General features: G+C 58.7%; 14 protein-coding genes. 11 read left to right on the forward strand and 3 right to left on the reverse strand.

Features of this window, described 5'->3' with window-relative positions:
- The first annotated feature begins 54 nt into the window (after positions 1–54).
- Positions 55–864: a division plane positioning ATPase MipZ gene (locus D1820_RS10840; protein ID WP_014878849.1), complete on the forward strand. Its 810-nt coding sequence runs from the start codon at positions 55–57 to the stop codon at positions 862–864.
- On the forward strand, positions 851–2,479 hold the full coding sequence (xrtE, locus tag D1820_RS10845; RefSeq protein WP_118068991.1) for an exosortase E/protease, VPEID-CTERM system: 1,629 nt from the start codon (positions 851–853) through the stop codon (positions 2,477–2,479). Before D1820_RS10840 ends, xrtE begins: the two co-directional genes overlap by 14 nt.
- 36 nt (positions 2,480–2,515) lie before the next feature.
- Here xrtE and D1820_RS10850 read toward each other — a convergent pair whose 3' ends face one another.
- The 3 genes from D1820_RS10850 to D1820_RS10860 form a co-directional block, all read right to left on the reverse strand.
- Complete coding sequence (locus D1820_RS10850; RefSeq protein ID WP_040176143.1) at positions 2,516–2,827, reverse strand: VPEID-CTERM sorting domain-containing protein; 312 nt, start codon at positions 2,825–2,827, stop codon at positions 2,516–2,518.
- 169 nt (positions 2,828–2,996) lie between these two features.
- Positions 2,997–4,211 carry an adenylate/guanylate cyclase domain-containing protein gene (locus tag D1820_RS10855; protein WP_118068993.1) on the reverse strand — a complete coding sequence of 405 codons (1,215 nt, stop codon included), beginning with the start codon at positions 4,209–4,211 and terminating at the stop codon, positions 2,997–2,999.
- A 57-nt stretch (positions 4,212–4,268) separates the two neighbouring features.
- Complete coding sequence (locus D1820_RS10860; protein WP_118068995.1) at positions 4,269–4,709, reverse strand: MarR family winged helix-turn-helix transcriptional regulator; 441 nt, start codon at positions 4,707–4,709, stop codon at positions 4,269–4,271.
- A 72-nt stretch (positions 4,710–4,781) separates the two neighbouring features.
- Here D1820_RS10860 and hmgA point away from each other — a divergent pair, with 72 nt between their 5' ends.
- From hmgA to hemN, 9 genes are all read left to right on the forward strand, one after another.
- Positions 4,782–6,143, forward strand: a complete 1,362-nt coding sequence (gene hmgA / locus D1820_RS10865; protein ID WP_118068996.1) for a homogentisate 1,2-dioxygenase — start codon at positions 4,782–4,784, stop codon at positions 6,141–6,143.
- Positions 6,144–6,250: 107 nt separating this feature from the next.
- Entirely contained in the window at positions 6,251–7,507 is a 1,257-nt protein-coding gene (gene fahA / locus D1820_RS10870; protein WP_118068998.1) for a fumarylacetoacetase, read from the forward strand.
- 11 nt (positions 7,508–7,518) lie between these two features.
- On the forward strand, positions 7,519–8,469 hold the full coding sequence (locus tag D1820_RS10875; RefSeq protein WP_118069000.1) for an MBL fold metallo-hydrolase: 951 nt from the start codon (positions 7,519–7,521) through the stop codon (positions 8,467–8,469).
- A gap of 155 nt (positions 8,470–8,624) precedes the next feature.
- Complete coding sequence (locus D1820_RS10880) at positions 8,625–10,244, forward strand: FAD-dependent oxidoreductase (protein ID WP_118069002.1); 1,620 nt, start codon at positions 8,625–8,627, stop codon at positions 10,242–10,244.
- Positions 10,241–10,471, forward strand: a complete 231-nt coding sequence (locus tag D1820_RS10885; protein ID WP_040176129.1) for a DUF2783 domain-containing protein — start codon at positions 10,241–10,243, stop codon at positions 10,469–10,471. The genes D1820_RS10880 and D1820_RS10885 overlap by 4 nt, the downstream gene beginning before the upstream one ends.
- Complete coding sequence (locus D1820_RS10890; protein WP_118069003.1) at positions 10,468–11,010, forward strand: VOC family protein; 543 nt, start codon at positions 10,468–10,470, stop codon at positions 11,008–11,010. Before D1820_RS10885 ends, D1820_RS10890 begins: the two co-directional genes overlap by 4 nt.
- 51 nt (positions 11,011–11,061) lie before the next feature.
- Positions 11,062–11,739: a maleylacetoacetate isomerase gene (gene maiA, locus D1820_RS10895; protein ID WP_118069005.1), complete on the forward strand. Its 678-nt coding sequence runs from the start codon at positions 11,062–11,064 to the stop codon at positions 11,737–11,739.
- Between the two features lie 53 nt (positions 11,740–11,792).
- Positions 11,793–12,488 carry an NnrU family protein gene (locus tag D1820_RS10900; protein WP_118069007.1) on the forward strand — a complete coding sequence of 232 codons (696 nt, stop codon included), beginning with the start codon at positions 11,793–11,795 and terminating at the stop codon, positions 12,486–12,488.
- 52 nt (positions 12,489–12,540) lie between these two features.
- Positions 12,541–13,896, forward strand: coding sequence for an oxygen-independent coproporphyrinogen III oxidase (gene hemN, locus D1820_RS10905; RefSeq protein ID WP_118069008.1), 1,356 nt, complete (start codon positions 12,541–12,543; stop codon positions 13,894–13,896).
- The last annotated feature ends 7 nt before the right edge of the window (positions 13,897–13,903 follow it).

Raw genomic sequence — 13,903 nt, forward strand, 5'->3', positions numbered from 1 at the left:
GTATAGTCAGCCCAAGATGCGCAGTATTTCGCGCAGTGATTGGGGGAAGTGAACGTGGCGCATATTATTGTCGTCGGCAACGAAAAAGGTGGGGCGGGCAAGTCCACCGTCTCCATGCATGTGGCAACCACGCTGGCCCGGCTGGGGTACAAAATTGCCGCCTTGGACCTTGATCTGCGGCAGCGGTCGCTCGGGCGCTATCTGGAGAACCGCAAGGCGTTCATGGAGAAAGCTGCGCTGGAGTTGCCGCTGGTTGCCCTGCACGAGCTCCCTGAAATCGACGCCGATAGCTTGCAACCCGGCGAGAATGTCTACGATCACCGACTGTCTGCTGCGGTCTCCGAACTGGAACCCAGCAATGATTTCATCCTGATCGACTGCCCCGGATCACACACCCGTCTAAGCCAGGTCGCCCATTCGCTGGCAGACACGCTGATCACGCCGCTGAACGACAGTTTTGTCGATTTTGACCTCCTCGCTCACACCGATCAGAAAGGTGAGAAAATCACCGGCCCGTCCGTCTATTCCGAAATGGTCTGGAATGCGCGGCAGCTGCGGGCCCAGGCCGGGTTGAAGCCGATTGATTGGATCGTGATCCGCAATCGTGTTGGCACCCAGCGCATGGTCAACAAAGAGAAGATGGAACGCGCCATTTCCATGCTGTCCAAACGCATCGGGTTTCGCGTGGCGCCCGGCTTTTCCGAGCGCGTGGTCTTTCGGGAGTTGTTCCCGCGTGGGCTGACGTTGCTGGACCTGAAGGATATTGGCGTCAAACAGCTGAATATCTCCAATATCGCCGCACGTCAGGAACTGCGGGACATGATGAAATCGTTGAACCTGCCAGGCGTGGATGTCGATATCTGACCAGCCCCCCATCACCGGCGAGACCGGTCCGATCGCTCAGCGCGGCGGGCGTCGGCTGATCCTGATCCTTGGGCTGGCAGTTGCTGAACTGTTTGTCATCATGGTCGCCTATCAGCTGCTGGCCAATGTGCATTGCAAATTTACCGGCGCAGATCTGGCGTGCACAACTGTGCGCTCAATCGCCGGGCGCTTGTTGGCCGTTCTAACCGTGCTCGGGCTTTATCTGATCCTGATACGCAGCGCATATCACGCATTGACGTCTGCCATTGGACAGGCCTCAAGACGCCCCTCGGCGCTGGTGCTCAACCTTGCAGGCCTAATGATCGCGCTTGTCCCGCTTGCACTGTTTGGCCCTACCGGGATCAACGCATGGATATCGCCGACGCTCATTCTAATCTGCCTCGGCGGCGCTATTGCCGGACTGGGTGGGGTGCTGTCCCTGATGCCACTGCGTGCATGGCTGATCTGGTTGCGCGGCTGTGGGATCTCTTTGACGCTGGCGCTGATGGTGGCGCTGATCATGCCGGACATCACCCGCATGATGGAGCCGATCTGGAACATCGAGGCGCTGACCTCGGTGACCTTCGTTCTGGTGACATGGGTACTGGAAGTCTCGGGCGCGACGGTCTGGTCTGATGCGGCGCTGCATCTGATCCGCGTTGACGGGTTTCTGGTGGAGATCGGCGAACCATGCTCCGGCGTAGAGGGTTTTGCGCTCGTCACCACCTTCATGGGGCTATATGCGTTGCTGATGGGACGGGATATTCGTCAGACACGGTACTGGCTGGTCTTGTTCCCTGCGGCGCTGCTGCTCAGCTGGGCATTCAACATCGTGCGTATCGCCATCCTGATCCTGATCGGTGCATGGATCGCACCGGAGCACGCCGTTAACGGCTTCCACAGTTACGCCGGCTGGCTGATGTTCACGCTATTGGCGCTGCTGGTGCTGGCCATTGCGCATCGCTCTCGCTGGTTGCAGACCAATCCAGAGGCGCTGGCCGCAGCTGCGGCTGAGCTGCCGCCGATGCGCGCTGACATGCTGCTTGCCTCCATCATCCCATTTATCGTGATGATGTTAAGCGGTGTGCTGGTGTCTGCGATTTGGGCCGATCCTGCGCAAGGGTACCCGCTGCGCGCGGCGATGATGGCCGCCGCTTTGCTCGTATTCTGGCCTGCCCTGCGCCAGTTGGCATATCGACCAAGGCCAATTGACATCGCGGCCGGCGCCGCGATCGCCGCAGTCTGGATTGTGATGTCCACACCGGACATCAGTTGGGGCGGCACCGATGAGCGTGATGTTCTCTGGGTTGGCACACGTCTTCTCGGCACCATCGTTCTGGTCCCGATTATCGAAGAACTGTTCTTTCGCGGATATTTGCTGCGTCGCATGGCAGGACAAGGTCAGATTCTACGGGCCGTTGTCGCACTTCTCATCACGAGCGCCCTCTTTGGCCTGATGCACGACCGTTTTGCCTTGGGAATGGCGGCTGGCGCCATCTTTGGTGCGCTATATTTGCGCGGCGGCGGTCTGGCTGCGGCGATACTGGCCCATATGGTGGCCAATGCGCTGATCGCCTATGTCGCCTTTGCCACAGCAAACTGGGCCCTGATCTAGGCCCGGTTTCCTCTGACGTCACACGCCATCACAGCATCAGTTCTGTATGGATCGGCGGCGGCGCAGTTCCCAAGTCAGCAGAAGCGCTGCCGCAACCGCAGCGACGGCGAGCAGGCCGGCACTGACATCAATTTCCGGAACCGTCTGGCCCCCACCGTTGCCATTGCCATTTCCGTTACCTCCGCCGTTGCCCCAACCGTTGCCCCAGCCATTGCCCCAGCCATTACCGTTGCCGTTCCCGGGGCCACCCGCATCCGGCCACTCACCCGCTGCAAAGGCATTCGGACCAGTTGCAAGCCACACAGCCGCTGCGGCTGTCAGATGGGTCATGCGCAGTGTCAGTTTCATTGCATCTTATCCTTGCTGCTCTGTCGCTGTCCGGGGTGACGCGTTGCGAGGTCTCGACGAATCTCACTGACCACACCCTTTTCCTGCTCTCAGCACTAAGGGAGAAAAATGCGAAAATTATGGCAAATTTTACCTTTCGCTGAATTCCAGCCCCAACAGGCCGCAGAAATTACCCCTCGTAGATCGTGAACAACTCCACCGGCTCTGCGACACCGCGCAGCATATAGCGCCCTAGCGAGACCAGATCGTGGCTGGTCGGCTGAGCTGCCGTTTGCACCTGTTCGGACACGATGATGCTGCGCCCGACGGAAGTATGCATACCGGATATCCGCGCCGTCAGATTGACGGTTGGCCCGATAACTGTGAAATCCAGCCGGTTCTCAGAGCCGATATTTCCGTAGAGGATTTCGCCCGCGTGCAGCGCCAGAGTGAAATCCGCAGTTGGCACGCCTTGCGCTGCGCGCTCCGTATTGCGCTTGCGAATTTTCCCCTGCAGTGCGCTGGCGGCAGCTAGGGCAGCAGTCGCGTCCTCAGCAATGCTGCCAAGATCGAACATGGACAATATGCCATCACCCATGAATTTCAGGATATTCCCGCCGTGAGACTGGATCGTCTCAACAGCCAGACCGAAGTAATCGTTGAGCATATCAATCAGCTCGGCACCCGGAATTTGTTCTGCCAGCTGGGTGAACCCTTTCAGATCGAAGTAGCAGATCACCGCATCAATCTGGCGGGAGGATCCGCGTTGAATTTCGCCCGACAAAACCCGCTGCCCGGCGTCGCGCCCCAGATAGACCTGTAGCAGATCTTTGGCCATCTGCTGTGCAGATGCCGCGCGCAGCGCCAATGCCAGATGCGAGTAAATCTGGCGGATCAGGGTCAAGTCTGTATCTGTAAATCCCTCGGGATGATCGGTCGACCAGGACGACAAAATCCCCTCGCCCGGGCGGCGAGGATCAAATGGTGCGTCAGCGAAATCGCCGAATCGCTTTGCCAAGGCAAAGTAATCCGTGGCCCCGCGCTGCTTGAACTGCGCCAACGCTGGAAACCTCTCCAGAACATGGCCTGTCAGCTTACTGCGGAACTCAGGCACATCGCGTTCCAACATGTAGTAGAAGGTGCTGTAGAGCCATTCATCTCGTGGGGTATCGCTGTGTTCATAATACTCATGCGACAGCCCGTCGGCCCGCGTCCAGCTGAACCCGATACCACCATATTTCGGATGATAGGCGCGCTGTGCCAGATGGAAGCGTAGCAAGGGTACCCCGGTGTCGGCGAGCCTCTGGCAGAATCCCTGCAACATCTCCTGACGGCTGGCCCCCCGTAGCCCTTCAGCAGTGAGCCAGTCGATTATCGGCGTGGCGCGTGAAGCAGCATCCGTCATTATGCACGGCCTCATATTGTGGTCCCGGTCCAATCTGAGGCCTCAACCCGGCGATGTCTATGGCTCAATCCCTGCAAGTTTGCGCAACATCTCGCGCAGCGCCGCACTTTCCCCGTCGCTAAGCCGCCCCGCGAGTTGACGATCATAGATCGCAGCCTGCGTGCTCAGGTCCCGGTAAGCGGCCTCACCTTGCGACGTAAGTTCCAGGTGCTCGGCACGACGATCTTTCTCGTCGCGATGACGTAGCACAAAACGACGTTCCGCCAGTTTCGCAACCGCCCGGCTGATCTTCGTCTTGTGTATCTTGGCACGCTGGCCAATCTCGGTTGCTGTCATGCGGCCGTAATTGCCCAAGTGAAACAGCACCCGCCATTCATTGCGCAGCATTCCATAGCGGTTCTTGTAGTGCTTTTGAAACTCAAGCGAGGATTCCTCCGCCGCCCGGTTGAGCAGATACGGCAAGAAATCCTGTAACGCGAAGTCATCTTTTTCATCCATAGGGCAGAGCTATCCCTTGTTAGTTACAAAATCAACTATTACCGAAACAGAGAACACCAAAAGGAGCGCGTCATGAATCACAAAGTCGATGCCCATGAAATGATCCAGGCCCCGTCTCTTGCCGGGCCTCACGCGGGCTATATGCCCGGATTTGGCAATGACTTTGAAACAGAAGCGTTGCCCGGCGCCCTGCCGCAAGGCATGAACAGCCCTCAGAAATGCAACTACGGTCTTTATGGCGAGCAGCTGAGTGGCACCGCCTTTACCGCCCCAAGCCACCAGAATGAGCGCACCTGGTGCTATCGCATTCGCCCCTCGGTAAAACACTCTCATCGCTACACCAAGATTGATCTGCCCTATTGGAAGTCTGCCCCGAATGTGGACCCGGATGTGATCAGCCTCGGTCAGTACCGCTGGGATCCGGTGCCCCATGGCACAGAGGGGCTGACCTGGCTCACGGGCATGCGCACCATGACCACGGCAGGTGATGTGAACACCCAGGTCGGCATGGCGAGCCATGTCTATCTGGTCACCGACTCGATGGTGGACAGCTATTTCTATTCCGCTGATTCCGAATTGCTGGTGGTTCCACAGGAAGGGCGCCTGCGGTTTGCGACTGAGCTGGGCATCATTGATCTCGAGCCCCAGGAAATCGCCATCATCCCACGCGGGCTGGTCTACCGGGTCGAAGTGCTGGACGGCCCCTGTCGTGGCTTTGTCTGCGAAAACTATGGGCAGAAGTTTGAATTGCCTGGCCGTGGCCCGATCGGTGCCAACTGCATGGCCAATCCGCGCGATTTCAAGGCGCCGGTGGCGGCGTTTGAGGACCGCGAGACGCCATCCACCGTCACCATCAAGTGGTGTGGCCAGTTTCACGAGACCAAAATCGGTCACTCACCGCTGGATGTGGTGGCCTGGCACGGCAACTACGCGCCAATGAAATATGACCTGCGGACCTATTGCCCGGTTGGGGCCATCCTGTTTGACCACCCGGATCCGTCGATCTTTACTGTGCTGACGGCCCCATCGGGCCAGCCCGGCACCGCAAATATCGATTTCGTCTTGTTCCGGGAACGCTGGATGGTGGCAGAAGATACCTTCCGCCCGCCATGGTATCACAAGAACATCATGTCCGAGCTGATGGGCAATATCTATGGCCAGTATGACGCCAAGCCACAGGGCTTTGTCCCCGGTGGTGTCAGCCTGCACAATATGATGCTGCCGCATGGCCCGGACAGAAACGCATTTGAGGGCGCATCCAACGCAAACCTGGGTCCGGAAAAATTGGACAACACCATGTCCTTCATGTTCGAGACCCGTTTCCCGCAGCATCTGACGCCATTTGCCGCCAATGAGGCACCGCTGCAGGATGACTACATCAATTGCTGGGCTGACATCGAAAAGAAATTCGACGGCACTCCGGGCAAAAAATAAGCAAAGGGGGGGCGCTGCCCCCTCTGCGGCCCTGAGGGCCGCATTCACCCCCGGAGTATTTCGGGAAAGATGACGGGAGCAGCGGCTCTCAAACAAAAGGATCATGCATGCCTTTGAAAAAATCCTGGGTCTCCTCTGCCAATAGTGCGACCCACCCCTTCCCGCTGAACAACCTGCCCTATGGGGTGTTCTCTGTCGACGGTGATGATCCCCGCTGCGGTGTTGCGATCGGAGACATGATCCTGGATATGCAGGCCGCCGAGGAGGCCGGGCTGATCCAGCTGGGCGATGCGCCGCTGTTTGACGTGCCTTATTGGAATGATCTGATGGAGGAAGGCCCGGCCGTCTGGGCCGCGCTGCGCGAACGGCTGACTGCGCTGTTGTCCAACGGCGCTGCCGAGCAGGAAAAGCTGGAGCCCCTGCTGGTTCCGGCAGCCGGTGCGGAGTTGCACATGCCGTTTGCCGTCAGCGAATACACTGACTTTTATGCAGGTAAGAACCACGCCTTCAATGTCGGTACCATGTTCCGCGGCCCCGAAAACGCCCTGCCGCCGAACTGGCTGCACATCCCCATCGGCTATAACGGTCGCGCATCCTCTGTCGTGGTGTCCGGCACCGATGTGCGCCGCCCCTGGGGCCAGCTGAAGGGACCGAATGATGCCGCGCCCCGCTGGGCGCCTTGCGCGCGGTTCGACATCGAGCTGGAGATGGGTGCGATTGTCGGCACCCCTTCCGATGGCCCGATCACCGTTCAGGAAGCAGACGATCATATCTTTGGCTACGTGTTGCTGAACGACTGGTCTGCACGTGATATTCAAGCCTGGGAATATCAGCCACTGGGTCCGTTTCAGGCCAAGGCGACGGCCAACACAATCAGCCCCTGGATCGTGACCAAACCGGCGCTGGAACCGTTCCGCTGCAACACACCGGAGCGCGAGGTGGAATTGCTGGAACACCTGAAGGACTGCGGGCCGATGCTTTATGACATCGACCTAGAAGTCACCATGGCGCCACAGGGCAAGGACGCGACCACCATCGCGCGGACCAACTACAAGGAAATGTACTACTCAGCCGCGCAGCAGCTGGCACATCACGCCACCTCCGGCTGCCCGATGAACGCGGGCGATCTTTTGGGATCTGGCACCATTTCCGGCCCCACCAAAGACAGCCGCGGCTCGCTGCTGGAACTGAGCTGGGGCGGCAAGGAGCCGCTGACGCTGGACACCGGCGAGGAGCGGTTTTTCATCGCGGATGGCGATACGCTGACTCTGAAGGGCGCGGCAAAGGGCGATGGCTATACCATTGGCTTTGGCGACTGCACCGGCACTGTTCTGGCCGCACTTGAAGACCCCTACGCAAGATAAGGAAGACCACCATGGCAAAGGCTTTTGCGTCCCAAGGGGACATGAGCGAAAAGAAGATCACCTTCGATGAAATCGGCGAAGGCCTCTATGCCTTCACTGCCGAAGGCGACCCGAACTCCGGCGTCATCATCGGCGATGACTCCGTGATGATTGTCGAGGCGCAGGCCACCCCGCGGCTGGCAAATAAGGTGATCGAATGCGTGCGGTCCGTGACCGACAAGCCGATCACTCATGTGGTGCTGACCCACTATCACGCTGTCCGCGTGCTGGGCGCATCGGCCTTTGGCGCGCAGAACATCATCATGTCGGATAAGGCACGTTCGATGGTGGTCGAACGCGGGCAGGAGGATTGGGACAGTGAGTTCCAGCGCTTTCCGCGTCTGTTCGAAGGCCATGAGAGCATCCCCGGCCTGACCTGGCCGACCACCACCTTCAGCGATTCCATGACTGTCTACCTCGGCAACCGCCGCGTTGATATTAAACATTTGGGCCGCGCTCATACCGCGGGTGATGCTGTGATCCATGTGCCGGACCAAAACGTCATGTTCACCGGCGACATCGTTGAATACCACTCCGCTTGCTACTGCGGTGACGGGCATTTCAGCGATTGGGGCAACACGCTCGACAATATCAAAGCCTACGACGTGGATGCCATCGCACCCGGCCGCGGTGATGCGCTGGTGGGCAAGGAGATGGTCAACGCTGCCATTGAGAACACCCGCGATTTCGTTGAGAGCACCTACCGCCCCGCCGCCAAAGTGGCGGCCAGAAACGGCACCTTGAAAGAGGCCTGGGATGCCGTGCGGGCCGAATGTGATCCGAAGTTCGCGGACTACGCGATCTATGAGCATTGCCTGCCCTTCAATGTGGCGCGCGCCTATGATGAGGCCCGCGGCGTTGATACCCCGCGCATCTGGACCGCCCAGCGCGATCTGGAGATGTGGGACGCGCTTCAGGACTAAGATCCACACCCCGGCAGAGGCATCATCTGGGGGGATTTGATCCAGATCGTGTCCTGCCGGGGCAACCTATGACAGGCTCTTATCCGATATCGGCAGCCTTTGCCGGTACATGGGAGAGCTTTGCCCTACGGCATGTATTTTTGGGAGGAAACCAGATGAACAAGATCTTTGAAGTTCCCATGTACCCCTATCAGCGCAGCGAAGATCAGGACACAGGCGCCCCGGTGCGCCACCCGGTCATCGTGATTGGCGCCGGTCCTGTGGGTCTGGCCGCAGCAATTGATCTCGCCCAACAGGGGATTGGCGTCGTGGTTCTCGACGAGAATGACAAGGTCAGTTTCGGTAGTCGGGCCATCTGTTTTTCCAAACGCAGTCTTGAAATCGCGGACCGTCTCGGCTTCTGCGACCCACTCGTGGAAAAAGGCGTGCAGTGGAATCTGGGCAAGGTGTTTTTCGATGACCGCAAAGTCTATGAATTCAATCTGCTGCCGGAGAGCGGCCACGCGCAGCCTGCCTTTATCAATCTGCAGCAATATTACTTTGAGGAGTATCTGGTTCAGCGGGCGAATGCGCTTCAGGCTGCCGGGGCCCCGATTGAAATTCGCGGACGCAACAAGGTCGCTGCCATCGGCACCCACGCGGATCACGTCACGCTGGAGATCGACACGCCAGAAGGGTCTTACAATCTTGAGGCGGATTGGCTGATTGCCTGCGATGGCGCGGGCTCGCCAACCCGGCAGATGCTGGGTCTCGACTTTGTTGGTCGGGTGTTTGAGGACAACTTCCTGATTGCCGATGTGATTATGGATGCGGATTTCCCGACAGAGCGCTGGTTCTGGTTTGATCCGCCCTTCAACAAGGGGCAATCGGCACTTCTGCACAAACAGCCTGACGGTGTCTGGCGGATCGACCTGCAGCTGGGCTGGGACATCGACAAGGAGCGTGAGAAGCGCCCGGAGAACGTGATCCCAAGGCTTAAGGAAATGCTGGGCGAGGATGTGCAATTCGAGTTGGAGTGGGTCTCGATCTACACCTTCCAGTGCCGCCGGATGGAGAAATTCCGTCACGGTCGCGTGCTCTTTGCCGGCGATGCTGCACATCAGGTGTCACCATTCGGCGCGCGGGGGGCCAATTCCGGTTTGCAGGACACAGATAACCTGTGCTGGAAACTGAAACTGGTGCTGGAGGGAAAGGCGCCCGAGAGCCTGCTGGACAGTTATGACAGCGAGCGCGTTCATGGTGCGGATGAAAATATCCTCAATTCCTCCCGTTCCACCGATTTCATCACGCCGAAATCGGAAATGAGCCGGATTATGCGGGACGCAGTTCTGGACCTGTCCGAACATCACGCCTTTGCCCGGCCGCTGGTGAATTCGGGGCGCCTGTCCCTGCCCTGCACCTATGAGAGATCGGCGCTGAATTCAGCGGATGCCTTGCATGGGCCTCAGCGTACCAAGCCCGGTAGCCCCTGCCCTGATGTGTCGACAGCGGACGGATATCTGCTGCCCAAACTGGCAGACCGGTTTACCCTGCTGACCATCGACGCGGACGCTCCCGACAGCTTTGAGGAGGCGGGTATCCCGGTGACGCGGCTGGCCCTGTCGACCAAAGATGACAAGACCGGAACCCTGCGCGAACGTTATCTCGGTGATGCAACAAGTGCTGTCTATCTGATCCGCCCTGACCAGCATGTGGCGGCGCGGCGCCCGGCATTTGACGAAAACCAATTTCGTGCAGCCCTGCGCCGCGCGATTGGCAAGGAGGCCTCGGCATGAACGCTCTGAATACCGATCACGAAAATCTAATTTTGGCCCCGAACATCGAAAGGGCCGATGATTTCTATGCCGATCTTCTCGCGGCCCATGAGGGGCTGACCAAAGCCGAAAGCGATGCGCTGAACGCGCGGCTGGTCCTGGTGCTGGCGAACCATATTGGGAAACGCGCAATCCTGACACAAGCGCTGGCAGCTGCTGCGCTACCGCAAGGGGAGACTGACACATGAAAATCGAGCAAATCCACCATGTCGCCTACCGCTGTAAAGACGCCAAGCAGACGGTAGAGTGGTACAACACGATGCTGAACATGGATTTTGTCTTGGCGATCGCCGAGGACCATGTCCCTTCAACCCATGAACCAGACCCCTACATGCATATCTTCATGGATGCGGGCAACGGCAACGTGCTGGCCTTCTTTGAGCTGCCGACCAAGCCGGAAATGGACCGTGACCGCAACACACCGATCTGGGTGCAGCACATCGCCTTTAAGGTGAAAGACCGCGACACACTGATTGAATTCAAAGAGCATCTGGAAGCCAACGGTGTTGAGGTTCTGGGTGTGACCGACCACTCCATCTTTCACTCGATCTATTTCTTCGATCCAAACGGCCACCGGGTTGAGCTGGCCTGCCCTGACCCCAAAGAGGAGGCGCTTCTTCAGCGGCTGAACGCCGTGAAATGGGACATGCTGGAGGACTGGTCAAAGACCAAGAAGGCCCCAAAACACGCCGACTGGCTGCATGCTAAGGAGCTGAACAACGTTTAGGCCGAAGGGCTGTACTGCGGCCTGTAACATGCGCAATGTAGGGGAAGCGGAATGTCTGACGTCATATTATACGACTACTGGCGATCATCGGCCAGCTACCGGGTCCGCATTGCGCTGAACTTGGCGGGTATCGCCTATGAGGCCGTGACGGTCGATTTGGTCAAGGGCGAGCAGGCCAGCCCCGAACATCTGGCCCGCAACCCCCAAGGTCTGGTGCCGGTGCTGGAGATCGACGGACTGCGGCTGACACAGTCACTGGCCATTCTGGACTATCTTGACCAGACCCGGCATCTGGATTTACTGCCGCGCGCCCCGGCAGAGCGCGCCTTGGCTCAAGCCTTGGCGCAGGCCATCGCCGTCGACCTGCATCCGGTCTGCAATCTGAAAGTTGCCCGCCATGCCAGTGGTCTGTGCACAGGGTCCGCTGCCGTCCCAGCCGCACATCCAGTCGACATGCCTGCGGACTGGATGCGATATTTTATTCGCCCGGGACTTGTTGCCTTCAACGCACTGCTGGAGGAATATCCGGTTGCCCCCTATTGCACTGGCGATCATCCGGGGCTTGCGGATCTCTGCCTCATACCGCAGCTCTACAACGCGCGCCGCTGGGGGGTGGCTTTCGACGATCTGCCGCGTCTCATGATGATAGAGGCCACATGCGCTGAGAACCCGGCCTTTGCGATGGCGCATCCTGACGCGGTTCGCACTGTAGATCCGCCACAGACGTAAACAGAATGAACCGCGCGCTGTCACACCGTATTCGCCGGGTTAGGACATTATAGATGACAAACGATTGGACCGGCTTTGCCCTCGCTATGATGGTGTTCACCGTCAGTCATTTTCTGCCGCGGCTCGCCGATCTGCGCGGGCGGCTGATCGCATCCCTGGGCCGCAAGATTTATTTCTCAGTCTACGGGCTCTTGTCGCTGGTACTGTTTGGCTGGGTGATCGTCGCGGCGGCGCAGGCGCCCTATGTCGAGCTTTGGCCGCCTCTCGATTGGACCCGCTGGGCGCCTATGCTGACCATGCCCCTGGTCTTTGTACTGGCCGTCTGGGGCTTGGGGGTGGACACACCCTACACGCTGGGAGGAAACCGCAACGCCGATCCGGCGCAGAATGGCCTTGGCCGAGCCGCGCTGAGCCGCCACCCGCTCTTGTTGGCTCTGCTGCTTTGGTCGTTGTCACATCTTCTAGCCAATGGCGATCTGGCTCATGCTATTGTCTTTGGCGGTTCTTTATTTCTTGCGAGCGCTGCGATCCTGCTCTTCGACGCCAAAGCGACAACTGCCTTGGGTCCGGGAGCGGCAGCGTATTTCGCCCATACTGCGCTTTTTTCACTCAAGCCGATGGGTGATCCGAACTGGCGGCGACACCATCTGCGGGGTCTCTGTCTGCGTATTGCGATCGGTCTGCTGCTCTGGATCGGCACACTGCACCTGCACGAAGGGGTAATCGGCGTCTCGCCCCTGCCCTACTGAGATTTGATTTCGCGCAAAGTCACACTGCCCGGAATCGGTCATATCTGGCGATATGAAACAGATTGACCGCCTTCGCGCGCTGGGACTTTTTGACAGCCGCGTGCCCCGCTACACCTCCTACCCCACCGCGCCAGTGTTCAGCACGGCGGTAGCTGCTGCCTTCCAAAAAGCCCAATTGACGGCGCTGGATCCTGCAGTCCCTGTCTCGGTCTATATCCATGTCCCATTTTGCGAGCGGTTGTGCTGGTTCTGTGCCTGCCGAACCCAGGGCACGCAAACCCTTAGTCCCGTGGAAAGCTATATCGGCACTGTCGAAAAAGAGCTTTCCCTGATCGCTGAAACTCTACCCGAGGGGCTGCAAATGGGCCGTCTGCACTGGGGCGGTGGCACACCAACAATCCTGCCTCCAGCTCTCATCCACCGACTGGCCCAATCAATAAAATCTGCAATCCCTCCGACGGCTGATTGGGAATTCTCGGTCGAGATTGACCCCACAATGGTGGATCGCGACAAAATCGCCGCGCTTGCGAAAGAAGGTATGAACCGTGCAAGCATCGGTATTCAGGATTTTGATCCCGAAGTGCAAACCGCCATCGGGCGGATCCAGCCTTTTGACGTGACGGCCGCCTGCGTTGCGGATCTGCGTGCCGCAGGCATTCATTCATTGAATACCGATCTTGTCTACGGCCTGCCGCATCAGGATGCCACGCGCATTGCAGATACTGTAGACAAGGTGCTGACATTGGCGCCGGACCGGGTCGCTCTTTTCGGATATGCTCATGTCCCATGGGTGGCCAAACGGCAGAAGCTGATTGATGATACTGCCCTGCCTGGTGATGAGACCCGGTATCATCTGGCTGAGCTGGCCGCCAAAAAATTCCAATCTGCGGGATTTGCGAATATCGGCATCGACCATTTTGCACGATCGCAGGATGGATTGAACTTGGCCCGCAATAGCGGACATCTGCGGCGAAACTTTCAAGGTTACACAGATGATCATTGCCCGACGCTGATCGGTGTTGGGGCCTCCTCAATCTCGCGTTTCGACGGGGGCTACGTGCAAAATGCAGCGGCCACCGCTGCATATATTCAAAGGGTCGAAGCGGGCGATCTGGCCGGGACACGCGGTCATCAACTCACTCCGATCGACAAGATGCGCGCCCGGGCTATTGAGATGCTGATGTGCGACTTCCGTTTGGACCGTAGCGAACTGCAGCACCGGTTCGGGCCACAGACCCAACAGCTGACCGCAGATCTGACAGCCGTTACAGCGGCCTATGGCGATCTGGTCACATTGACGGATGATGCCCTAACTATTGAGCCCGAAGGCCGCGCGCTGACCCGGATTATTGCCAGCGCGTTTGACGCTCATAAACCGGAGGGCGTGCGTTATAGCCAAGCCTCCTGAGGCGGGA

Source organism: Phaeobacter sp. LSS9, assembly GCF_003443595.1.
GTDB lineage: Bacteria > Pseudomonadota > Alphaproteobacteria > Rhodobacterales > Rhodobacteraceae > Phaeobacter > Phaeobacter piscinae.